Genomic DNA, 24,747 nt, shown 5'->3' on the forward strand with positions numbered 1-24,747 from the left:
CCTTACAGGGAAAAATAACATGTTCAACGCATCACTTTCATGGATTAAGAGCAAGCAAGTCTTCCTGAAAATTCAGGCGGGCACGGGAGACAATTTGCAGCAAGAAGACATCCAAAAAGGATTTGTCGATTATTGTCTTTGGTCTACATTCAGACCGGAATGCATTGACATCGATGGTGAACTTGACATGAAATGTTTGGATAGTGGGATGATTTTGTTCAAGGAATATGCAAATGCGAAAACGGCGTTGGAATCGTGTTACCGGCAAGCATTTGGCAAGGATTACAACGAAGGAGAGGTTATAGTGCTTTTGGAGGAATGATTATGTATATTCCTTCATGTACGCAAGCGCGTATAGGTTACTTTTTGTTGCCTGTTTTTATATGGCCAAAGGCTTTTTCCCGCTGGCTTTTTTATATATCGCTTAATATATGAAATTCTCCACAGAAAATGGTTTACGGTTATATCCGTGTAAGCACCGACAGACAAACAGTTGAAAATCAGCGCTTTGAAATAAAGCGTTTTGCACAACAACAAAATTTGCAAGTGAACGGTTGGATTGAAGAAACAATCAGCGGAACAAAGAGCTACACGAAACGCGGGCTCGGACGCCTCCTGAAAAAAGTTCGGAAAGGCGATTTAATTATTTGCGCAGAGCTTTCGCGCCTCGGACGCAGCCTATTCATGATTATGGAAATCTTGAATATCTGCATGAACAAGGAATGTCGCGTATGGACAATCAAAGATGGCTACCGCCTTGGCGATGATATTCAAAGTAAAGTTCTTGCATTTGCATTTGGACTCTCCGCTGAAATCGAACGAAACCTCATAAGCCAGCGCACCAAAGAGGCGCTGGCCCGCAAAAAGGCGGAAGGCGTAACTCTCGGGCGACCAAAAGGAAAATCACTTATACCGAATCCGCAATGCGAAAAGAAACGCGAATGGATTCGCGAAATGCTTTCTCGTGGCATGCCCAAGAGTGACATCGCCAAGAACCTGCATATCGCGCGCGGAACGCTTTACAGATTTCTTTCTAACGCAGCTACGACATCGACATCAGCTGGCAACCAGTTGACAGAATGCAGTTCCGTCATCTTCAACCATTTAGACGCCTCATGCTCCAACAAAGTCAACTCGCCACCAATCACCGAGCAATAAAAACAGTGCATTGTTAAATGAAAAGAGGGATAGTCGTAATCCACGGTGCAGAGAAAGTCGCTGACGTTTACATCGATAGCGAGTTCTTCTTTCAATTCACGGGCGAGCGCTTGCTGCGGAGTTTCGCCGGGTTCCATTTTGCCTCCCGGAAATTCCCAGCCGTCCTTGAATTCGCCATACCCGCGCTGGGTTGCGAATATTTTATCACCATCTTTGATAATGCCTGCTACTACTTCGATGTGTTTCATGACTTAAAATCCTTTTCTGCCTTTACAACTGTTGTGAAATCGAGATAAATATTATCGGGAACACGATTATAAAGGCCAAATATCATCATAATGGGTTTGTTATTTTTTATTGTATCTTTAAGTGGATAAACTTCTCCAAGATAGACAAACGGTTGTGTAACGTCTTCAACTTCTTCAAATTTACGAACAAATAAATGAAGATGATTGTTTTTTTCTAGACTTTCGATGATGTTTAGTCCTAAAGGAGATGTTTGTGATGTGTCATTGGGGGATTCCCATTGGAATAGTTCTGGAGAAATAAACTTATCTTTGTAATTGATTGCTTCTTTTATGTTTGCGCCTTTATGCAGATTTACAAAAATATAATAATTAGGGGCATCACTGGATATCACTCCATTGCCTCTGAATGATGAATGCATTTTTTTATAGCCGCATAATAATGCGATGTCTCTCATGGAATACTCATGATAAAGTTTTAAGAAGGGTAATTCTGAGTCAAATGATGAAAACTCTCGCTGATATCGCAGAAGGCTGTATTGAACTAGGTCGATTATCCATGAAAGCGATTGCTCGTCTGCTTTTAGATATGTTTTAAGTGCATCATTAAAGCTGATTGTATTGTTGTTAAATGTTAGTAATGAATTGCCATATTTTTTTATTTCAGCGCTATCAAAATATTTCCCAGACAACACTTCTGCAGAATGAAGAAATCTGTCACGATGAATTGTGGCTAAATATTTAGGAGCGGCTGCAATGGTGTCATCAAAAGAAGCCTCAAAATCTGGATGATCTAAAATTGTTTTCAGGATAATCCATTCTTCGGCTCTTTTAGCAGGACAATAGAAACTAAAAAGCCGCATTGCTGAACTAAAAACAATATTATCTAGAGCAAGAGACAACTCCGGATGAGAGTCTTTTTCTACATGAGCGACAAATTCCATGTATGTTTTATACTTTGAATTGAACTGGGTAAAACGTACAGGATCAACAGCCCCATCTTGTTTGAGATAGTCTACCAGCATGGGAATTTTACCGCTGCAATTCAAATTCTTGAATGCATCGTAAGATTCCTTCATGTATTTCATGGACATGAAACGTTCCACTTCGAGTTGCGATAATATTTGTTCCTTCGTTATTCTGTCAAGATGAATATAGGTCCCATTAGGTAATTCGCCAAAATCATTTTCAACTTGAACTTTTAACGTGTCGCGATCAATATTGGGGCTTCCATATAGAGCGATTGCCATTAAGAAGGAGTTCTTGTAGTTTCCAATGAAGTCTAGGACGGTGACGAATTCTTTTTCAGGGAGTTTTCTCAAACCACGTCCTAATTGCTGTAGGAAAATAATGCTTGAATCTGTAGGTCTGAGCATTAAGACCGTATTAACAGATGGAATATCGATACCTTCGTTGAATATGTCAACGGTGAATATGTATTGAAGAACATCATTTTCGTCTTCTAAACGTTTTGCATAATTCTCACGAGTCGGAATGCTGTCGTTTCCAGAAAGGGCTACGGCAATGTCTACTTCGTTAGCAGAAAGCCGCTTGTTGAATTCTCTTGCCATATATTGCGCATGTTCGACGGAAGCGCAGAAACCGAGAACTTTAGCCTTTCGTCCATCGTGTCCGTAAAGTTTGAGTTTGGAGATGATATGGTCAACGCGCCTTTCTATCATCAACATGTTTGAAATCTGTTGAATATATTCTTTTGTTCCGGGCGCAGCTGTTATTTGAGAATAGTCAATGCCGTCAGCATCTTTTAGGCCGAAATAGTGGAATGGGCATATAAGGTCATATTGTAGAGCTTGCCTAAGTCTTATTTCGATGGCAATATTGTTATCGAATATCGAATAGATGTCTTGACCATCAGTTCTTTCGGGAGTTGCCGTTAAGCCCAATAAAAATTTGGGCTTGAAATACTTTAAAATATTTTCGTATTGAGGACTAGCAGCGTGATGAGCTTCATCGAGAACGATGTAGTCGAATTCATCCGGGTTGAATTCCGTATAATGTCGAGAGAGCTTATCTCTTGTTGCAAAAACGAATTTGCACTCTCGTTCATCGAAATTTCCTGTGAAGGAACCGAATGTAATTGAACTATCGATTGACGAATATATCTTTTTAAATGAATCCTTTGCCTTATTTAGAATATCTTCTCGATGTACGATAAAAAGCAAACGGTTGGGCTTGAACTGAACCGAATCGAAAACGGACATGTATGTCTTTCCGCTTCCGGTTGCTGCGATTGCAAGTGCCTTTTGTGCTCCAGTGTCTCGAAGTTGCGCAAGCTTTACTATAGCTTCGTTCTGCATTTCGTTGGGCGTTATTACAACATCGTCATATGAAAAGATGTTTTCAATATGTTTTGCACTGATGGTGTTTTTTATCTGTTCAAGGTAATCTCTGTAGGCATTTAAAAAGTCATATGAATAATCTTTGGCGTAGGGACTATTCCATAAGTTGTTGAATTCCCTCAGTACATTTTCTGTGAAATCGCTCTTTTTATCAGCTTGTGAATCCGTGTGAAGAACATTCCATTCAACATTAGTCTTCATTGCCCTTCCGGTAATATTGGTAGAGCCGATGATAATCGACCAGTTTTCGTTGTCTGTAGGATTCTTAAATAAATAACCTTTGGCGTGAAAACCTTCGTCTTTTGTGGGTGGAACGAAAATTTTTAGTTGAATATTGTCAAAACTCGCCAGACGTTCCATGACTTCGGGAGTAGTCATTTCTTTGTAGGTCGTTGTTAGTATTTGTCCGGGAATATTTTTGCTTTTTAAAAGTTCGAGTGTGTCGATTAAAACTTGCAAGCCACCGTAGGTAATAAATGCGACGCAGATTTTGAACTCGGAACAGTTCTCAAGATTATTGACAATATAGTTGAATAGATTTTTAGTGCTTCCGTTTTGGACGAATTTATTAACAGGCATAAAAATGTATAGGGAAAACGTTCCTTTTCTTTGAACACAAAAATAAATAAAAATATTGTCATTCTTGTGACAATCTTTTCATCGGAAAAAGAAAAACCGGTCACATAGAACCGGTTTTTATGAAAAATTAATTGAGAATTGGTGAGCTTTTATCCCTTTATTTCTAAAATCTCCAATTCAGATAGACCTGTAAACTCAACGATTTCTTCAATTGGTTTGTTTTTGGCAAGCATCTTTCTTGCCATTTCGCGAGCCTTGGCGTCCATTCCATCCAAAAAAGAGCTTTCCTTTTCGTATTTGACGTCGGTCATCTCGTCTACCTCCCTAAGAAGCAGTTCGTCTTCAATCTTTTCTAAAGATACATCTTTTATGAACTTAGCGTATAGATCGTTTTGCAAATACTGTGGATCTTCCATAAGTTCATTAAAAAAGCGGAGCATATCGGCCCGTTCGCTCTGTTCACGATTTAGCAAGGGCAGACGAGCATCTATCTTGCAGAACTTGTCCACTTCGACAAGGAATCCGTCAAATTTGTCATAGAAAGGACGACCGTTTTTCGAAAGGTTGACGTGGTGAAAATAAGTATTCGGTTCATTATCGAATAAGTCTTCTGTCAAAATGGACAGTACATACACATGGGGGAGCCTATAGCGGCTGCCTTCAGGAACCAGCGTAGAGATGGCTCGGGATACATAATAGAAAAGTCGATCGATAAAAAGCTGACTTGCATTCTGTTGGACCTCAACCAAAACCGGTTCTCCAGCTTGATTTGTTCCAACTATGTCGAATATGGGTTTCTTTTGTGATGGTAACGCAGGCATTTCCTGTATGCGGAAAGAGAATTCCTTTATGCGCCGGTTTCCTTCCAGTCCCATCATAGCGTTCAAAAAAACTATAAAACGTTCTGGTTTAACTTGATTTATCATCAAGCGTTTAAAGACCTTGTCTCCGAACGGATAGGCGTATTTGAAGATTTTTCGGTATTTGGCGAGATTGGCCCTGTTCTCTTTAACGTCTTGCGCCATCAGACGATATTGCGTCTTATTCATCTTTATCTCCTTCCTCGCGGACAAGCAAAAAACTGCGAGGCGTTAAGTTTAAATACAAATGCACATGCGTGCATTATTTAATATAAACAAACTGATTTCTCTTGTCAACAAGCCTTATCTTTTTTTGCAAAAAAAAGATGTGTTCCGTTTAAACGAACGTTTAAATGGGACACGAAAAGCCCGCATTTACATTTATCGATTTATTTGCAGGAATTGGTGGATTTCACACAGCGATGCATTCTGTTGGCGGAAAATGCGTCTTTGCTAGCGAATGGGATAAAAATGCTCGCATAACATACGAAGAAAATTACAAGGTTATTGAACCGGATCTTTTTGAAAAAGATGAAGATGGAAAATACAAGTTTTTTAATGCAGATATAAATGATGTTGAGTTGGAAAAAGTTCCTGATTTTGACGTTTTGTGTGGAGGTTTTCCTTGTCAAGCCTTTTCAATTGCGGGAAAGCGTAAAGGTTTTGAAGATACTCGTGGAACACTTTTTTTTAATATCGCGGCTATTGTTGACCATAAAATAAAAATCGGAAAAAAGCCGAAAGTACTTTTTCTCGAAAATGTAAAAGGCTTAAAGAACCATGATCACGGGAAAACTCTTGAAACGTTATTGCGAGTCTTGCAAGAAGACCTAAAATATGAAGTTCGTACAATGGTTTTGAATGCCAAATATTTTGGTGTTCCGCAAAATAGAGAAAGATTGTTTTTTGTTTGTTGGGATAAAAATCAATGTTCTTCTGACGATTTTAAGTTCCCTCTTGGCTTAGATAAGAATTTAAAATCAATCTTTGAAAAAGACTTTCTTCAAAACGCGATTTCAACGAAGATATCCGATATTCTTGAACCGGATTCGTCTATTCCGGAAAAGATGACTATCAGCGACAAAATGTGGATTGGTCATCAACTTCGAAAAGAGCGAAATCGTGCAAACGGAAAGGGATTTGGCTATTCTCTGTTCAAAGAAGACGCAACCTATTGTAGCACCATATCGGCCCGTTATTGGAAAGATGGTAGTGAAATTTTAATTGATCAATCACAAAAAGGCAAAAATCCCCGAAAACTAACACCTGTTGAAGCGGGTCGTTTGCAAGGGTATAAGATTGTCGGCAATGGTTGGAAGGACCCGCAAGCGGCAAATAACCAAAACAATAAGAATAAATTGCCTACCATGAGAATAGTGGTCTCAAATAAAGAGGCTTATCATCAGTTTGGCAATAGTGTCGCGGTTCCTGTGATTAGGACCTTGGCGAAAGAAATTAAAAGACAATTGTTGGAGGAATAAAATGGAACAATTAGAAGTTTTCTTGCATCGACTTAATAGTAGTTATCCTCTCAATATTGTTTCTCCAGCTTTGTGTATAAGCCTTGCTAATAGTGGTCGACGAGGCAATGCAAAAGAGTTCCACATTACGTTGGAAAGTTTTATTTCGTCTCTTGAAAATATTAGAGATAACTTAGATGCATTCCCTGCTTCGTATGACGAAAGTGCATGGAGAATGGGGTCTGATCGTTTTTTTACGGACAATCATGCGAAATCTTTGTGTGGTGTACAGACTAGGCCTTATTTCGAAACGGTTAATAAATTTGTCTCTTGGGCAAATGAGCTAGGGTATACGGAAGGCTATTTCCCGTTAACTAAAGAGTCGATTGAAAAAACGATTCGTGAAATAAACATTCAGTGTTTAAAAAATGTTTTGCATTATCCTCTTTTTAATGAACATTCATTTGCTGGTTTAAATGAGGAACAAATTGTTGATAATCTAGCCTCTAAATTGATAGAGGAACGACAAAATTCTCGGGGGGCTCAGTATTTTGGATTTAAGTATGCTCAATATTTAGATGCTCACACGAATATTATAACTAGTATTCTGAGAAAAGCTGGTATTGATGCATCTGTTGTGGCAGAAATTAGTAAAGGACGGAGTGTTTTTAATAGGGCTCTTGAAGATGGTTCTGTTGTAAAATGGTATTGTTCGAATAATTTTAATCAGCCTGTTGAAAATCGAGAAACAATAGAATTTGTTGAAGGTGATTTAGATGTGGCTCAAAATTCGGCATCATTCCATTTCATGCCCACTCAAATCATCTACTATGGTGTTCCTGGTAGTGGAAAAAGTTATGAAATAAAGAAGAAACTGAAAACCGTTCCTGATTACAATAAAATACGAACTGTATTTCATCCAGAATACAGCAACGCTGATTTTGTGGGTCAAATTTTACCTGAAGTCAGTGTAAATGCGGATGGTCGCTCAATGGTTGAATACAAGTTTAAACCGGGGCCGTTTACAGAAATAATTCGACGTGCTTACCTTAATCCAGATGAAGAATTTCATTTGGTTATCGAAGAAATAAATCGCGGTAATTCGGCTGCCATATTTGGTGACATGTTCCAATTATTGGACAGACTTGATGTAGATGAGAATCCTGACGAAGTATCTTCAGAAAACATTTATGGAAAAGGATGGAGTTCTTATGGGGTTGATAATCAGGATGTTAACGCGTATATTCGGAATCAGGTTGTAATTTCTCAAGAAAAACCTGACCACTGTTCAAAAACGGTAGGTTGCGCAGGAGATTCAAACCCAAAACTTTATAAAACAGTAGATATTATATCAGAAAAAGAATGTGTCACATGGAGAAAAAGGCAAGAAAATGGCTTTACAACAGAAAACAAGCATCTCCATTTTTCTGCCAATACTGCAATCCGTCTTCCACCTAACCTCTCCATCTACGCAACAATGAACACAAGCGACCAGAATGTATTTACGCTCGATAATGCGTTCCAGCGCCGTTGGGAAATGAAGCAGATATCTAACGATTTGGCTCATGACGATCCTGCTGCAGACACGACAAAACAGTATGATGAGATCATCGGAAATACAAATGTCAAATGGGGTGTATTCCGTGATGAGATAAACAAAATTATCATGCAGTCTGCTGAAGAGAATGGTTTGTCTAGCATGGAGGATAAGCGTCTCGGCGGATGGTTCATTACCCCTAAAAAAGAACTCAATGCGTCTGAAGGCGAAACGCCCAAAATTACCAACGAAGCCTTTGCAGAAAAAGTGCTCAAGTACCTTTGGGATGATGCTTTTAAATTTGATCGCTCAAAACATTTTGGCGATATAAAGACTCTAGAAGATTTAACAAAAAAATTCAAAACAGACGGTTTTAAAATTTTTGAAGACGATTCTATTAAGAAGTTGCAGCAAGAGATTGCTTCACCTTCGGCTCGCAATGACGAATCTGTAGACACTTCGGTAAATAATCCCACTCAAAATGGCGGCAACGGATAAATACATTCCCAAACAGGAACGCCCGAAACTTAGCGAAGTTTGTGTCTACGGAGGCAAACAAAGCGATGAGTTCGTCGGAATCCGTTATGACAACGGATCGTTAAAGGTGTATTTCCCCTATGGCTATTCTAAGCCGACAGATGACGAAAAAGAATACCGCAAAGATATTTTAAATCTCATTTCGGTTCTTGCGGCCTATTCCAAAGAAAGTAAAAGCGTTGACCAGAATCGTCAATTAAACGAAGACGAAGTCCAGTTTCCAATTCATGCCTACATTCACGTTTTCAATTATTTCCTAAACTTCGGTTACTACATTGAAAACGAAACGACATACAAAAGAGCTTCTAGCGGTAAAATAAACTGGCAACGAACAATAAAGCAGCTTCGACCCCAAATTGCTGGCGAATATCCAAACGAATCGGTTGTTTATCTTGATTTCATAACGAAGAAATCGAACAATAATGAAAATGAAATCATAACGCAAATTCACAAATATTGCGTTTATGAAAGCTACGAAAAAATTGGGTGCTTGTTCGGATATTTCCGACCAGAAAAGCCAACAATTCCTTTTAACGCAAAGATGTTCACAGCCATCTTGAAAAATAAGATTTCAAGAACATTCAATGAAAAACACATCCTGCTTTTCAGAAATATGCTTGACATCGTTTGCTACATGGGCAAACGGAATGATAATCGTAAAGCAAGTTTCGGAACTAATGATTTCGAATATGTTTGGGAAGGCCTGATTGACCAAGTTTTCGGTATTGAAAAAAGAGAAAAATATTATCCGCATTGTGCTTGGCATATCGGTAATAAAGAAAATGAAGCTGAATGGGATGAAACAAAAAGAACTGCGTTACGCCCCGATACGATAATGTTATCCGCAAATGATGATGCGAAAATTTTCGTTCTTGACGCGAAATACTATCAGTATGGGGAAAATCGCGAGTCCAAGAGATTGCCCGGAACAGGTTCAATCATTAAGCAAATTGCTTACGCTGAATTTATAGAAGCAATGCGTCAACAAAAACCGGAGATTCCCAAAGGCAACATCTACAACGCATTCATTTTGCCATATGCAACAACATTCGATGGATCAAAATATCCAATAGAAAATTTTGGATATGCAGATTGCAATTGGAAAAATACAGAAGCAAAAACATACCATAAAATCTATGGTATTTTGCTAGACGTTCGCTCCATTATGCATCGTCATCCTAGTCATTCCGATAAAGACATCGCAGAGCTCGCTGCAAAAATTGAAGGTAGAAATTAGTTTGGCAAATCGCTTGCCTATTAGTATTTACTTTATAGAATTTAACACACCCTTTCCATTATGTAAAATTTTCTTACTCCCCTAGCCAACATTTTTGATTTTAGGTACATTAATGCAGCACGTGATTCTCTGTCAAATGGAGAATCGCGTTTTTTTATTCCTTAATTTGGGGATAAGGGGACGCCTCTAACATCAACCGGTCACAAATTGTGACCACATGGAGGCAAAATGAAGTCTAAAGAAGTTATCTCGGCTAAGCTGGTTCAAGATGCCAGGCAAATTATCGAGGCTGCGCAGAAAAACGCCGTTCGGAGCGTAAATTTCTGCCGTGTTCAGATGTACTGGAATCTTGGCAAGCGGATTTTCGAAGAAGAGCAGCACGGCAAGAAACGAGCCGATTACGGGGCGTATATCGTGAAATCGCTTGCAGAAAAGCTAGAATTTGAATACGGAAGTGGATTTTCTAGACGCCAATTGGAATTTTGCCGCCAATTTTACAACATTTACCCAATTGCGAACGCACTGCGTTCGCAATTGAACTGGTCGCAGTACCGCATGTTGATTCAGATTTCCGATTCCGACAAACGCGAATATTACGAACTTGAGGCGGTGAACAATTCTTGGAACGGTCGTGAACTTGAACGTCAAATTAACAGTCAATTGTACGAACGCCTTTTGCTCAGTAATGACAAGGAATCCGTGCTGGCGGTTGCTCGTAAAGAACGCATCCCAGAAACACCTCAAGAAGTCATCAAGGATCCCATGGTCCTAGAATTTCTTGGATTGGAAAAGAACCCAAGCTTTTATGAAAGCGATTTAGAGGGTGCGATTATTTCGCACATTACTGAATTTTTGCTTGAACTAGGCAAGGGCTTTTCTTTTGTAGCAAGGCAGAAACGGATTATGCTTGAAGACGATGAATTTTTCGTTGACCTCGTTCTTTACAACAGATTGCTTCGCTGTTTTGTGGTTATTGAAATCAAGACGGGCAAAATCACGCATCAGGATCTCGGTCAGCTCCAAATGTACGTGAATTTCCATGACCGCATAGAAAAGCTTCCCGACGAAAATCCGACTATCGGCATTCTTCTATGCGCAGGCAAGAATGACTCTGCGGTAAAAATGACCTTGCCCGAAAACAACAAGACTATCCTCGCCAGTGAATACAAGTTGTATTTGCCCACCACAGAGCAGTTAGTCAGCGAGATTAACGAGGCTAAGAAACTTGCCCAAAAACAAGATTAATCAAGCCACATGGAGGCTAACATGGCTAATAATAAAGAGAACTTCCCTACAAAAGCAGTGGAATCGTTGTTCAATAAAATATCCCCTCTTATTACGCAATCTCGTAAAATGATTGCAACGACCATCAATACTGCTGAAGTCTGCACCAAATTCAAGATAGGTCAATATATAGTCGAAGATGAACAAAAAGGCAAAAGCCGAGCGGCATATGGGAAACAAGTACTCATTCATCTATCTGCCAGACTGATAGAAAAACATGGAGAAGGTTGGTCCGTTGAAACATTAACTCTCTGTAGAAAATTTTTCAATGTATATTCGAATTTCGTAAACGGTGTTTACGAAATTGAGGGCAAATATAAATTCACACTTTCTTGGTCGCATTACCTGGTACTCATGCGCATCAAGAATGATGATGAACGCCGTTTTTACGAGATAGAGGCTACTTTCGGGAATTGGTCGGTTCGCGAGTTGCAGCGGCAGTATGGCTCAAGTCTGTATGAACGTCTTGCGCTGAGCCGGGACAAGGAACAGGTTGCCCGTTTGTCGCGCGTTGGCAATGTGATTGAAAAACCGGAGGATATCATCAAGAATCCGGTGACGCTTGAGTTTGTTGGTTTGAAACCGGATGCATCGTATTCAGAATCGAACTTGGAATCCGCTATCATTAGCAAGTTGCAAGAGTTCCTGCTTGAACTAGGGAAAGGATTCCTGTTCGAAGCACGCCAAAAACGATTCTCATTTGACGAGGACGACTACTATGTGGATTTGGTTCTGTACAATCGTCTGCTACAGTGCTATGTGCTTGTTGATTTGAAGGTGGATAAGTTAACCCATCAAGATCTCGGCCAGATGCAGATGTACGTAAACTACTATGACCGTTATGTAAAGCAAGATTTCGAAAAACCGACTATCGGTATTTTGCTTTGCAAAGAGAAGAAGGATACCCTTGTGAGGTTGACTTTGCCTGAAAACGTAAATATTTATGCATCTGCTTATGAGTTGTATCTGCCGGACAAGAAACTTTTGCAGGCGAAGGTCAAAGAATGGGTAAATGAATTTGAAATGCAAGATAATAGGGAGGTCACGTAATGGATCTTGTAAAATTCAAGAACGTCATTAAACGCTGAACGAAAACTATTCGTTTGACATGGAGATAGCTAATGAGATAGGTGGTCAGAATGGTGGTCATTGGGAGGTGAATAACGAAATCAACTCCGACATTGTCGCAACCAAAAGCTGGGGAAAAAATTAGCCCGCTTTCGCGGGCCATCGTTCTAATGTTTTACTTCTTCTTTGCGGTGCTCTTTTTCGGGGCGGTGAAATAGTTCTTCATGAATTCATCGAATTCTTCGTCTTCGATTTTGTGCATCACGGAGAGTTTGTCGAAAATCCAGCAGAGTTGTTCGTCGGTCTGGATGGCGATATAGCCGTCTTTGCGGAATACCTTGAGCTTCAGGAGGCCGCTATCCCAGCGGTTCGAAAGCTTGAAGTCTTCGAGCAGGCGGGCGTGTTCCTTGCAAATTGCAAGTTTGTCTGCAAAAGAATAGATTGCCGGGTAGATGTTCGGGTTGCAGAGGTGCAAAAGGCCGTTGCGTGCGTTTGCCGGGTTCTTGGCGAACTTCTTGGAGGCGAAGTCTTCGAGCTGTTCCTTGATTTCGGAGACTGTCTTGCCGCGGGTTGCTGCCGGGAGTGTCGAGAACTGGTTCAGGATGCCCTGCAAAAAGCTGAGGTCCCAATTCTTGGAGGATGTGCCGGTGCCGGCTTTCCAGAGGCCTGCGTTGCCTTTGGATGTGTTTGCGATTCCGTAGAGTGCAATGGCTTGCGGTGCGAATTCGGAGCCGTTAGTCGGGGCGGCGGGGATTGCTTCGACGGTTTCACCGAGGAAGTTTTCTGCGAGGAACTGGTCGAATGCGTCGTAGATTGCTTCTTTGCCCGGGACTTTAAAACGGGGGGCGCCATTTGCTTTGAGTTCTTTAATTGTTGCCATTTTTCGTCCTTTGTTTATTTATTTACTATTTAAATATACACAGAAAAGAGGGCGTAGGTACAAAAGAATTCAAAACTATAGCGAAATTCCCGTATTGCGCTCGCTGACGGTGGTAACTGCGGCTTTGAATGTGTCGTCGTTTGCGATGATGGTGACGCTTTCCTTGGCGCGGGTGATTCCTGTATACAGAATTTGGTTTGTCAGTAGCGGGTGCCCGATTTTTGTCGGGAGGAACATGGTGACGTGTTTGTATTCGGAGCCTTGCGATTTATGGATGGTGATGGCGAATGCGGTTGTGAGCGAATCTTCGGGGAGAATCGAGAGCGGATAAAAGACAAAGTCATCGCGCGTTTTTCCGGTGAGTTCGCTGTTTTGCAGGGGCGCCTTTTTGAGCATGAGGCAGGGGGTGTTATCGTCGAATACGACTATGCCTGTGTCCCCATTGTAGAGTTTGAACATTTCTTGGTTCTTGGTGATGATGAGCAGTTGTCCGGGGAAGTAGCCGGAGTCATCCCATTGGATTGTTTCACCTTGCTTTTTCTTTTGTGCGCGCCAAAGGCTCTTGATTTTACTACAAACTTTTTTATTGATGTTTTCGATGCCGCGGAGTCCTCGGCGTTCGGCGCAGAGGATGCGCTTTGTCAGCGAGAGCTGCCAGATTTCGTTACGGCGGGCGGTTTCGCTGTGGTCGGTGTCGCTTGCTTCGGTGCCGGTGCGCTCAGGGTGGATGTTTTCTGCAAGTGCGGGGAGTTGTGCAAAGTCGCGGGACCATTCGGCGATGAAGTTTTCAATGCGTTTGTCTTCTTCTTTTTTCGAAAGCGGTGTGGAGTCGGTTTCGAGTTGCTTGTAGAAAACCTTGTCCTTGAATTGCGTGGTTGCTGCGTTGTCGCTTGCAGTGTCGGGGTTGCGCGTGGAATCGTTGGAAACTGCGCCGGAGGTTGTGAATTTGTGCGGAACAAACTTTGTGTTGTCTTTTGTTTCTGCAACGGTTTTGATTTCGGCAGCGAGTTTTCCGATGTTGGAACGGTCGTCGAATCGGTTGGATTCGTTGAGCTTGACAGAAAAGTTGCTACCACTTTCGTTCACTTTGAGGATTTCGCCGAGGACGGCTCCTGAGTCAACTGAGGGGAGCTGGAACGGGTCGCCGAGAATGAATATTCGTGCGCCTTCGGGAATGGCTTCGAGGAGGGCGGCGAACATTTCGATGTCGATCATGCTTGCTTCGTCAATGACGAAAATTGAATTTTTGGGGAATTGTTCTTCGCGGTTGAACGAAAAGCCGCCTTTGCTTTTGGAGAATCGGAGTAGGCGGTGGATAGTGCTGCTTTCGAGTTCGTTCAGCTTGCGGAATATGGGTTCGTTTGTACCGGTTTTCTTTTCGTCGCGGATTCTAGCGAGACCATCGATGAGGCTTTCTCGCATGCGGTCGGCAGCTTTGCCGCTTGGTGCTGCAAGGTAAATGTTCCAATCGAGCATGTCGCTATGGCTTTCGAGTAGATTCCACAAGATGTAAAGGACGACCGTTGTCTTGCCTGTGCCTGGGCCGCCTGTGATGACGAGGTTTTCGGTTTGCCCGCGGATGATGGCTTCGGCTTGGCGTTTTTTGATGAGGAATTGTTTGCCGTTGCCGAATGGCTTACACATGCTCGCGATTTTTTGCGTGCAGTTTTCGATTTCTTTGTCGGCGGGGGTGTGGCCGTTTTTGAATAAGATTTTTGCGGATTGTTCGATGACGCATTTCGCATCGAAGTGCTTGGTAAAGTAAAGGTGAGCGCTGCTCTCGCGTTTGGCGAGAATGAACGGGCAACTTAAAGCGTCTTCGACGGAAGTGGTGTCGGTTTCGCGGCTTTCCATGATGGCAGAAAAGTCGTTTGTCAGAATGTCTTGGATGCCTTCGGTGATGATGTTTGCAAAATCGTCTGCGCTTGCAAAATTGCTTTCGTCAATGTCTTCTTCGGCGGTGCTGATGCGGAGCGTAACGAGGCCGTTCCATTTGCGTGCCCACATGTCGGAAAATTGCTGGGCGTTCAGTGGTACGCGCGTGTTGCCATCGTCAAGGAGCGATAGGCAGAGCGTTAAGAATTTTTGCGTTTGCAGAGGAACGTCTTTTTTGATTTCGAAAAGTAAATGGAGTAGATGTTTGTCAAGCGCAACGAGGCCGCGCATTTCTGTGAGCGCGTCGATGAATTCGTCAAGCGATTCGGTGGCAAGTAATTTATTATCCATTTTAATTTTCCTCCTTGATGTGGGAGGGCTTTACCATAAGGTCTTTAATTTTCTGGTAGGCGCGTTCGAGGTCTGCAAAGCTGTTCCATGTTTGCGCGTAAATGCCTTTGGGCGTGTTGCCTTCGGTGCCGCGGATGAAGGCATAATAGATGCCGCCGAAATGTTGTTCGAAAATTTCGGAATCGCTCAAGTTTTCGGCAGTGCCTTCGCCATAGAATTGCTTGAGCCATTGGATAAGGCAATAGCTGTAAAGAACTCGTTGGATGGAGTAATCGTTGTCGACTTTTTCTTTGAGTGCTTCGGGCGTGTAGGTGTTGTTTTCGAGCAGGTCTGATTTCCAGTCGAGAATGGAATAGCGTTTTTGACCGTTGACCGTGCGGACAAACAGCAAGTCGATAAAGCCCTTGCAGAAACGCTTGAGAATGTCGGTGTCGGCACGGTTTTCGCGGCTCTTGTCAAGTGCGCGAATCCTGTCATCATTGCTTTCATTGGATGCGCGCGTCTCGCTTTCATTGCTCTCGTTGAGTGCGCGCGTTTCGTCGCTTGCGTTTTGGTTGAATTGTACTTCGGGCTTGTGGTCGCTTTCAGGAATATCTATAAGCGCGAATGTATCAGTTGTTTTAGAACTGCCTGCGATTTCCGGTAACCTTGCGTTTAGTGTATTCCATGTATAGCGTGTGGCAATGTCGATCCATGCATCGCGATGATTCCAGATGGAGAGCGATTCGCGCTTGAATTCTTCTTCGATGATGTTCTTTGTTTGGGAATCGGCGAGAGTATCGTCGAGCGTTTTGAGGGCTTGACCGAATTGATGGAACTTTATGCGTTCGAAAATGCGGTGGAGCGCGTTACCGGCGTGCGAACCGCGCGGGAATCTTTGTGCGGTTTCGTTGAGGTGCGTTTGGTAGTCGAGCGATTCGTCGAATGCAATGGTGCAATCGTGCGCTTCGGTGTCGATATCGTGAATTTGTACAATCGGTGTACGCGTTGTTGCAATTTCGGTACCTTCCGGATTTAAGCGGTCGCCTTCGTCTGTATCGACTATGGAATCGGCTTTGCCAGAAAGCGAACTGTACGAATACTGCATGATGCTTGCATCGGCGAGCTTTTGCTGCAAGCGGACCATTTCGCTTTTTTGATTTACAATGTTGTTCTTAATTTCGTCTGCGGTCAGGGCATTCCCGATTCCTGAAATCGCGTTGAACGGCTTGAGAATGTGTTCCTTGACGGTCTCGCTCAGCTGCTGCGGATTCCAAGTCTCGATTTTCGGTAATGCGGTTGTCAATTGCGGCGCTGTTTCGAGTAGCCCTCTGATGGAGCTTTCGAGGAATCTGTATTCTTCCTTGACGCCTTTGGTGTTTTTCCATTTCTCGTAGCGCGGCAACAGCAATATGGAAGAGGCTCGCGTGAAGTCAACGTAGAAAAGACGTTTCCATTCTTCGAGTTCTTCGCGCTCGCGGGTTTTCTTGGCGCGTTCGCTAAATCCAAGGCGGATTTCGTCGTTGTCGTGATAAAGGAACGGGCCTGTTCCCGGTCTTTTGCCTTTGAAACCTGCAACAGAAATGACAACCGGAAATTCGAGGCCTTTGGACGCGTGAATAGTCATGACTTGCACGGCGTCGTAGTCGCTGCTTTTTTCGACGAGGTTTCCGTCTTCATCATCGGCGTTGTCGCTGTAGTTGGCGAGCGCTTCTAAATGGCGGACTAGGTCTTCGATAGAGCAATTGTGATTGTAAAGGTATTCGATGGCATAATTTCCGATTTGGCGGAGCCTTGCCAAATTTTGCAATCGAGAAATTTCCGTGAGGCGTTCTTCGACTTGCGTGTCGCTGTAAATGCGTTCGAGCATTTCGGCGTAGCGGCGTCTTTGTGCAAGTTCGCGCCAGGCGTTCAATTGCTGGCGTACGGGATTATTCGGGTCGTCAAAGGCGCTGCTTTCGGCGTAGTGAATGTCTTGCTTTGCTATTCTGAAAAAGTCCGTGATGAGCGCTTCGCTTAAAAGTCGCCTATTCCATGCGGAAAAATCGGGAGCATCGATGGCTTTGAAAATGGCAATCCATTCGGCACATTCGCGGCAACTGAAAAGGTCGCTGTCTTTGTAACGGCTGAAGGGTACGCCTGCAGAGCGCATGGCATCTTCGATGGCTTCCATTTCGGCGCGGCTGCGTGCGAGTACTGCAAAATCTTTGAATGTGACGTTCCTGTATTTTGTGCAGTCTTTTTTGTCGAATACTTGCAAGGCTGTTTTTTTGTCATCGACAAACGTACACCAGTCTACGATTTTTTTGACGGCGGTGCGTGCAAAATCGACTTCGTTGATGTCTTCTTCGCTGATCCAAATCGGGGCAATTTCTTCGCCTTTGATTTTTGGCGGAGCCTTGACTTGCGAACTGTTTTGCGGTGGCAGCGACGACTCGAAATCTACGAGTTTTGTAGCGCCTTCGTTGGGCGTGAAAAAGTCGCCTTTAAAAAGTTCGTTGCAGCCGTTGATGATTCCTGTTGTGGATCTGAAGTTTGTTTGCAACGACATGCCGTTGTTGATTTCGTGAATCGCTTTTTGATAGACGTTCACGTCGGCGCTTTGGAAACTGTAAATAGATTGCTTGGGGTCGCCAACGACAAAAATCTTGTCGAAAACAGCGCTGAAAATATCCCATTGCAATTGGTTGGTGTCTTGGAATTCGTCGATAATGGCGTAAGCGTATTGCGCGCGGAGCCTTGTTTTTAAAAGGGATTCGCCTTTGCTTGTGTCGAGTGCGGCGTGATGAACCGATAGAATCATATCGTTGAACGACTGGTATTTCATTTCGGTTTTATACGCTTGCCACTCATCAAAAACGCTCGCGGCTTGCGATATCAAGAATTGGTTCAGCAAAATGCTATTGATAGAACCGAGTAAATCCTTGAGGTTCTTAAACGCGATAAAGGCTTCATATGCATTTGCCGGCCAAGTTGTTTGGATAAATTCACTATCCTTGAACGAAACGGCCGAAAAAAGCGCACTCCCTTTTTGCCATTGCTTGATAATGTTCAGAAAATCGCTGATGCAATTTTTAGAAGTCTTGCCGAACTTTTCGGACGGATGCTTTTCGAGTGTTGCGTATGCTTCGCGGAAAGCGGGAATGTCAAGGACATCGTCAAATGTGCTGACGGCTGCGATTGCTTGCAAGTCTTCAGTGCTTAAAACGGTATCGCCAATTTTAGTATCTTCGGATTTGTCGAGCGGAATGATTTCGCGGTCGCCTTCGCTCCCTTTGTAAATGTTCGTAATGCTCTTGAGACCGTCAATAATTTTTCTTGTAATCGCTTGTGCGGAATCGTGCTTGATCAAGAACTGAAAATCGGAATTATCGCTCCAGCGGTCTCGAATAAATTGCTCAATGAGATTTTCGACTTCGGCATCGTCAATCATCGACATGTCAAAGGGCCTGCCCGCATCGTAGGCGTATTCTTTTAGCGCTTTTTGGCAGAAAGAATGAATCGTGAAAATGGCGGCGTTATCGACGTCTTGATATGCCTTGGAAAAAAGTGCAAGTGTCGCGTTGTCGAGTTCTTTTTCGCTCTCGTTTGTTTTGTCCAGCTTTTTGCTGAGGAGAACTTCGTCGATTTTTTTGCGGATGCGGTCTTTTAATTCGCCCGCCGCTTTTTCGGTGTAGGTGACGATGAGAATTTTTTTGAGCGGTGTCCCGAGGCTAATGAGTTTTGCCACCATCAATTGGATGGTGTATGTTTTGCCTGTTCCTGCAGAAGCTTCGATAAAAAGGCTTTTGGAAGGATCGAATTTTTGGAGACTGAAATTTTCCATGATTAAGCCTTCCTTTTCTTAGCGGTTTTTCCCGATTCGCTTTCGTCTATCGTAAATTGCATAAGGCCGCGCATTTTTTGTGTGGCTTCTTTCCACTGATCTGTAAAGTTAATTGCGTCAAAGCCCACATCTGTGATGGGGTCGAATAGCGTTTTTTTGTCGAAGTATTTCCAGGATTCGCTGAGCAGTTTTTCTTTAAAGGCGCGAATGTTGATAATTCCCGATGCGTCAAGCATGTTTGCGGGAACTGCCTTGGAATATGGGAGTTGCGATTCATCGCCAAATGCAGCCGTGTAAATATCTTGCAAGATTTCGGTTGCTTTGTGCGGTGTTATGGCAACGGTGGCACTTGTTGCGTCTTTTGAAATATCGCCGTTGTAGATTGTGATTTTAATAGTTTGTTCTTTTTTTGCAATGCTTGTGTTGCAAGCTCTTTGTGCAATGATGGCAAGGGCCTTGATGTAAGAGGGCAAGAACTTGGATAAGTTTGGATTTTTATCGGACGAAGAGACCGAAATCATTTTTGTGACTTTGTCGAGATCGTTGTTGTCGCACCAATCTAGCGTACCCGAAAGTGTCCACTTGCCGGTGGCGTTTTTGCGATTGAGCTGGATGTCCTGAATTTTAGCTTTGTAACTCCAGGAATCCTTGATTTCGTTGATGAGCGAGTCGCCCATTTGCTTTAGAATTTGCGACTTGTACGATTCTATTTCGGCAAGCAATTTTGTTCCGAAAATGCCGTCTGGCATGTTGCCTTGGAGCGCCGATTCCTGTTTGAATTTTTCGAGTTCATCGGACTTGTGCGAAAGTTCTGCAGCGACCATCATTTTGAGGAGTTCGCTTTTTTGCAATGCATCGAAAAGGATGGGTTCGAACATTTCCTTTTCGAGATCATCAGAATTGGAAGCGGCTAGCATTTGGCTGATGCGGAACTCGAACGGATCTTTCAAGAATTCGCTGAGCATGTATAGCGGAACGCGTTCGGGGCATTTGAAGTTGACGTTCTCTGTCGCGGTTTGCATGGCACCCGTTTTCGGATTCACATGTGCAAAGCCGTCTTGCATCATGTTGAGGAATGCACGTTTGTTGCGAAGGCTTTTTTGCGTGAAAAGTTCATCGAAATTGCGGGTTTCGTCAAGCGAAATTTTGTTTTCGGGCCATGCTTCTGACGGGCTGATTTTCGCGGCTGTCCCATTTTGGCGCTTCTCGGAATCGGCGATTTCATTTGTTGCACTTCCGGCGGCATCTCCCACGGCGTTTGTCAAAAACTTCCGTATATCGTTTACAACCGAAGTCGGGTAAAGTTCGGCATCCTTGCGGATGTCTTGATTCACGTAGCTCACGTGGAAACTTTCGCTTGTGCTCATGAGCTGGCAAAGGAATGCGTAACGGCGCTTTGCGATGGGCGAGTCATCGCCCGGCCACGGGCGGCAAGATTTGCGCAGGTCAAGTGTGTTGTGCTGTTTTGCTCCTGGGAAGTTCATGGAATCTCCGCCGATAAAGAATAAATGCTTTACGGGGATGATTCTGTTTGGGATAAAGTTCATGAACGTAATGCCGTTTACGAACAATGTACCGCAACTGTAAGCTGATGATTGCGCCGCCGTGAGAAGCGTTTGCTTGATGACTTTCCACGAGATGCTTTCGAGACCCGCGTCTATTTGGTTGCGGAGTCCTTCGATGGCTTGCATGACATTGCTTACGATGATCGTTTCGCTTGCAAATCCTTCCGGTGCGCCTGACATCGAAATCCATTCGTTGAGGAAATCGGTGAGCTTGTCGAGGTCCGTGACTTGTCCGACTGCTCCGAAATCCATCCACTTTTTGAGCGTGTCAATACAATCGACAAATTTGCAAAGAGAGCGATTATCGCTTGTTGCCATGTCGGAATACGGCATGAGAATGTCGCCCGATGTCATGACGGGATTCTTCGTCATTTTTGCAAGGAGCAATCGGCGTACGCCGCCGAGCCAATCTTCTTTTTTGTGCTCTCGGTCGCGATAGACGTTTGTGCCTTCAATCCAACTTTCCCATTTGCCTACGTCATCTTCACTGATGTGGCGTGTTTGCTGTACGACCGGATTGCGCAGCAATGCAAAGAATGTCGGGCGTGTGATTGTTCCTTGTTCGAGGATTGTAAACAAGTTATCTAGAACGTTCTCGGTTTGCGAACTTCTGGCGGGCGAATCGACAATGGCAAACGGAATGTGCAAAAAACTGTCTTTATCGTTCTCGCTGGCGTATTTCTTGCGTTCTGGAGTCTGGTCAAAAATTGTTTTGATGGCGGTGCGGTAACTATCTAAATCGGGCGATACCACGAGAATGTCGTTTACGCGCGCGCCTTGCTGCATGAGCTTGCAGATAGAAGTGTGCAATGCTTCGACTTCGCGAATTTTGGTTGGCGCAGCTGTTACGTCTAAAGAAGTATCTGTGCGCTTGCAATCGTCAGCGCTAAAGTCGGGCAATGTGTTGATGCGGTTTGCAATGGCGTATTGCACTTTGTGCAAAAGCGTGTCGTGCGGTAGCTCGCTTGCATCGCTAATTTCGTCGCTAGCACGAAAGTCAAAATCGTAATTGGCGGCTTGGCACCAGAGCTTGATGTTGTCGCGCCCTGAACGGCCCCAATTGCAAAGCAACGTATTTTCGGACTGCGCTTCATCGTGGGTGTATTCGGGAATGTCATCGACATCGTTGCTGTCGCCTGCTTCAGAAATATCAACGGACATCCTTTCGCGAACTTTGTTTATAGTCCCGGTGTTGTCGCTCCATTGCCCGTCTCGTGAAACCCAATTCCTGTGGATAGTCGCGCTTTGATTGTGGACCGTTGAAGTGTCTTCCCAGAATTCCATGCAGGGGTTTTGAATGTAAGCGTAAACGTCGTGCGTCTCGGCATATTTCTGCAAGATGACGCGGTAGAATTGCCCCATGCCGCCCAAACCGAAAATGAATAGCGGTGTGTTGCCGATGTGCTCCGTGTGGAAGTTTACGTTGCCTGCGTTGTCGTGGCATGCAATGTACAGATACGGAATCGTCATGTATTCCGTGCTTTCGCCATTTTTGCGCTTGGCCTCGTTCTCGAAAACTTCAGATAAAAGCGAAGGCTTGCCATCGTGCGCGTGGAATATCGCGGAGTACAAATCGCGCTGCCATTTTTCACGCTGTGAAATTTCGCGGTTCGTGAGTCCGAAAAATGAATCGAGTTTCCCTTGTTTCCATTTATCGAGAATGCCCGGTGCCGAAGTGCTGTCTATGCGGCGGATGAAATTGCTCGGCCTGCTTGTCTCGTATTCCAAAAATAGCGAAGCCATCTTACTTGCAAAATCAAAAAGATGTGTCTCGTCAAGTTTGCCGTCAATCACCAAGTAACGCTTGACTTCTTCGTCCATTTGCAGATAGTTCGGGATACCGTTAGTCTCCTTGACAAGATGCGCAAGGATAACGTTCCTCAACATGTCGGAGTTTAATTTTTTCTTGTGCGTGTCATCGCCAATAAGGATTTCCATGAGAAAACGGTCGATCATCATGGAATTGAAACCGACAAGAGACTTCTTTTTTTGCACCCATTTTAACCTGAACCATTGCTCCAGTTTTGGGTCCGGAAAAAGAACTGCCGGTGCTTCAAACGGGTTTGTCCAAGCCTTGGAAACGGCTTCGATCATTTCGTCGGCAAGGTTTTCGAGGTTCAGTGCAAATTTCAGGTACAGCATGAGTACAATATATCTTTTTGCAAAAAACAGAAAGCCTTCGGCTGGTCGACCGAAGGCTTGTTAATCAAGGAATCATGAAAATCAAATGTGTTGCGTTTTAGATAATCTTAGTCTTGTGGCTGCTCGTGGTGTTCCGGGCCGTGTTCGCCTTTGCCATGCTTGGCGTGCTTCATGTGTTCGAACTGCATGGACTTGAACTTTTCCAACTGTTCTTTGGTGAGAATCTTGTTGAAGTCCTTTACGCCCTTGATTCTGTGGTTGAGCAAACCTTCTTGAGCCTTGAGGATATTAGCCTTGGCTGCGGCGATTTTCTTGTCGTCATTGCTGTCGAGGGCTTCGCGGAGAGTCTTTTCGGCTTCCTTCTTTTGTTTGCGAAGTTCCTTGAATGTAGAATCCATCACGCGACGTTGCTGTTCCAAAGCGGCCTTTTGTTCTGGAGTTACTTGCAGTACTGAGTCCATGAAGGCTTCGCCTTTCTTAAAGTCGAATTTCTTATCGAACTTCTTGTCGAAATGCTTGCCTTTGAAGTTCGGATCGCGAGGTGGTTCGCCGCGGAAGTGGTCGCCTTTGTGGTGCGGGCCTTCGCCGAATTCTTCACCATGGCGCATGCAACGTGGGCATTTGCAGTCCGGGCCGCAAGGGGCTTTCTTTTTGCAACAGTCTGCTTTTTTCTTGCAGCAGTCCATGTTCTTCTTGCAGCAATCACCAGGCTGGAATTCGCAAATTCCGTTTTTGGAACATGTCGAGAAGCCGGCGTTGTTGAATGCGAATGCTCCAATGAAGAAGCCGAGAGAGCAAGCGAAAATAATCAAGCTTGCGATGAAGGTTTTTGTTGAAGCGTTCATTATTTTGTCTCCTGTAATAAATAGCTGATGGATTGATAGGTATCCAAATTTTCCAGTTCGTCGTCGCTTGTTTCGCCAAGGTCGTTGTACCACGAGACAAGTTCATCGGAAGCGATATTCTCGATGAGGAGTGCTTCGGTGTCCATCTGGTTAAAGATGGTAAAGACGGCGACGAATGCGACGACTATAAGACTTGCGGCGAGTGCATAAATAGATCTCGTCTGGACAAGTTTCAAAAATTTCGTTTTCTTCGAAGAATCGAGTCTTGCGCAGACCTTTTCCCAAGAATCTTCCCTGGGTTTGATTCTATCGAGTTTTGAAAAATCGATTTGATCACGCATAGTTCGTGTTCTCCTGTAAATAGTTCTTGACTGCGGTTCTTGCTCGGCTGAGCCTTGCCTTGATGGTTCCTTCGGGCATGTTGTAAATCTCCGATAGATCCTTGACGCTTAGGTCTTCGGCATCTTTGAGCCAAAGCATGCTTCGCGTTTCGGCGGAGAGTTTTGACAGCCCAAGTTCCAAGAGTTCCGGGTCGTAATCCAGTTGTTCCTCGTGCTTGCTTCCGATGGCGGAAACCGTCACGAGCTCGATATGTTCCTCTTCGAGTTCGGCGTGGCGTTTTTTGGAACGCAGCCTCATGAGGCATTCGTTTACGGTAAGACGGTACAACCAGGTGTTAAGAGCGCTTTCACCGCGGAAGTTCTGGATCTTGCCGGGAACGGATACAAAAATGTCCATCAGAATATCTTCAGCCTCGTCGCGATTCTTGAGCATTCTGAATGCGAGGTTCAGCACGTTTGTACTGTGGGCCTTCCACAGCATGCCAAGCGCTTCGCGGCTGCCTTCTTTGATTTTCTTTATGATGACCTTTTCGTCCATTTCGCTATTTTTGATGCGTGGGATGGATGGTAGGTTGCATGGTTGCAAAAATTTTTTTTGAGCGTTTCCAATAACCAATG

Annotated in this window: 16 protein-coding genes and 1 pseudogene; 7 read left to right on the forward strand and 10 right to left on the reverse strand. The window is 43.8% G+C overall.

Annotated elements, in window-relative coordinates:
• The first annotated feature begins 19 nt into the window (after window positions 1–19).
• Window positions 20–322, forward strand: a complete 303-nt coding sequence (locus HUF13_RS08665) for a hypothetical protein (protein WP_173474758.1) — start codon at window positions 20–22, stop codon at window positions 320–322.
• 128 nt (window positions 323–450) lie between these two features.
• Window positions 451–1,158, forward strand: a complete 708-nt coding sequence (locus HUF13_RS08670) for a master DNA invertase Mpi family serine-type recombinase (RefSeq protein ID WP_304038987.1) — start codon at window positions 451–453, stop codon at window positions 1,156–1,158.
• Here the strand turns inward: HUF13_RS08670 and HUF13_RS08675 are convergent.
• The 3 genes and pseudogenes from HUF13_RS08675 to HUF13_RS08685 all read right to left on the reverse strand — a co-directional run.
• Window positions 1,092–1,406, reverse strand: a pseudogene (locus HUF13_RS08675) ((deoxy)nucleoside triphosphate pyrophosphohydrolase); the annotation flags it as partial. The gene HUF13_RS08670 and the pseudogene HUF13_RS08675 sit on opposite strands and share 67 nt — an antisense overlap.
• Window positions 1,403–4,342 carry a DUF3427 domain-containing protein gene (locus HUF13_RS08680; RefSeq protein WP_173474760.1) on the reverse strand — a complete coding sequence of 980 codons (2,940 nt, stop codon included), beginning with the start codon at window positions 4,340–4,342 and terminating at the stop codon, window positions 1,403–1,405. The pseudogene HUF13_RS08675 and the gene HUF13_RS08680, both read right to left, overlap by 4 nt.
• Window positions 4,343–4,491: 149 nt before the next feature.
• A complete protein-coding gene (locus tag HUF13_RS08685) occupies window positions 4,492–5,391 on the reverse strand; it encodes a PD-(D/E)XK nuclease family transposase (RefSeq protein WP_173474761.1) in 900 nt (299 codons plus the stop codon).
• Window positions 5,392–5,555: 164 nt separating this feature from the next.
• On the opposite strand from HUF13_RS08685, the gene dcm reads away from it, so the two are divergent.
• The 5 genes from dcm (at window position 5,556) to HUF13_RS08710 (ending at window position 12,307) form a co-directional block, all read left to right on the forward strand.
• Entirely contained in the window at window positions 5,556–6,683 is a 1,128-nt protein-coding gene (gene dcm, locus HUF13_RS08690) for a DNA (cytosine-5-)-methyltransferase (RefSeq protein ID WP_173474762.1), read from the forward strand.
• A 1-nt stretch (window position 6,684) separates the two neighbouring features.
• Window positions 6,685–8,697 carry an AAA family ATPase gene (locus tag HUF13_RS08695; protein ID WP_173474763.1) on the forward strand — a complete coding sequence of 671 codons (2,013 nt, stop codon included), beginning with the start codon at window positions 6,685–6,687 and terminating at the stop codon, window positions 8,695–8,697.
• Window positions 8,681–9,973 (forward strand): LlaJI family restriction endonuclease, encoded by a 1,293-nt coding sequence (locus HUF13_RS08700; RefSeq protein ID WP_173474764.1) that lies wholly within the window; start codon window positions 8,681–8,683, stop codon window positions 9,971–9,973. The genes HUF13_RS08695 and HUF13_RS08700 overlap by 17 nt, the downstream gene beginning before the upstream one ends.
• A gap of 228 nt (window positions 9,974–10,201) precedes the next feature.
• The gene (locus HUF13_RS08705) at window positions 10,202–11,218 is read left to right on the forward strand and encodes a YhcG family protein (protein ID WP_173474765.1); all 1,017 of its coding nucleotides are present in this window, start codon (window positions 10,202–10,204) and stop codon (window positions 11,216–11,218) included.
• Between the two features lie 21 nt (window positions 11,219–11,239).
• Window positions 11,240–12,307, forward strand: coding sequence for a YhcG family protein (locus HUF13_RS08710; protein WP_173474766.1), 1,068 nt, complete (start codon window positions 11,240–11,242; stop codon window positions 12,305–12,307).
• Between the two features lie 193 nt (window positions 12,308–12,500).
• Here HUF13_RS08710 and HUF13_RS08715 read toward each other — a convergent pair whose 3' ends face one another.
• From HUF13_RS08715 to HUF13_RS08745, 7 genes are all read right to left on the reverse strand, one after another.
• The gene (locus tag HUF13_RS08715) at window positions 12,501–13,205 is read right to left on the reverse strand and encodes a hypothetical protein (protein ID WP_173389327.1); all 705 of its coding nucleotides are present in this window, start codon (window positions 13,203–13,205) and stop codon (window positions 12,501–12,503) included.
• Window positions 13,206–13,280: 75 nt separating this feature from the next.
• Entirely contained in the window at window positions 13,281–15,431 is a 2,151-nt protein-coding gene (locus HUF13_RS08720; protein WP_173474767.1) for an ATP-dependent RecD-like DNA helicase, read from the reverse strand.
• A gap of 1 nt (window position 15,432) precedes the next feature.
• Window positions 15,433–19,236, reverse strand: coding sequence for a UvrD-helicase domain-containing protein (locus HUF13_RS08725; RefSeq protein ID WP_173474768.1), 3,804 nt, complete (start codon window positions 19,234–19,236; stop codon window positions 15,433–15,435).
• Between the two features lie 2 nt (window positions 19,237–19,238).
• Window positions 19,239–22,943 (reverse strand): exodeoxyribonuclease V subunit gamma, encoded by a 3,705-nt coding sequence (locus HUF13_RS08730; protein WP_173474769.1) that lies wholly within the window; start codon window positions 22,941–22,943, stop codon window positions 19,239–19,241.
• A gap of 107 nt (window positions 22,944–23,050) precedes the next feature.
• Complete coding sequence (locus HUF13_RS08735) at window positions 23,051–23,788, reverse strand: Spy/CpxP family protein refolding chaperone (RefSeq protein WP_173474770.1); 738 nt, start codon at window positions 23,786–23,788, stop codon at window positions 23,051–23,053.
• A complete protein-coding gene (locus tag HUF13_RS08740) occupies window positions 23,788–24,129 on the reverse strand; it encodes a hypothetical protein (protein WP_173474771.1) in 342 nt (113 codons plus the stop codon). Before HUF13_RS08740 ends, HUF13_RS08735 begins: the two co-directional genes overlap by 1 nt.
• Window positions 24,122–24,667, reverse strand: a complete 546-nt coding sequence (locus tag HUF13_RS08745; RefSeq protein ID WP_173474772.1) for an RNA polymerase sigma factor — start codon at window positions 24,665–24,667, stop codon at window positions 24,122–24,124. Before HUF13_RS08745 ends, HUF13_RS08740 begins: the two co-directional genes overlap by 8 nt.
• Between the last annotated feature and the right edge of the window lie 80 nt (window positions 24,668–24,747).

Origin of the sequence: Fibrobacter succinogenes (genome assembly GCF_902779965.1) — a bacterium.
Taxonomy (GTDB): domain Bacteria; phylum Fibrobacterota; class Fibrobacteria; order Fibrobacterales; family Fibrobacteraceae; genus Fibrobacter; species Fibrobacter succinogenes_F.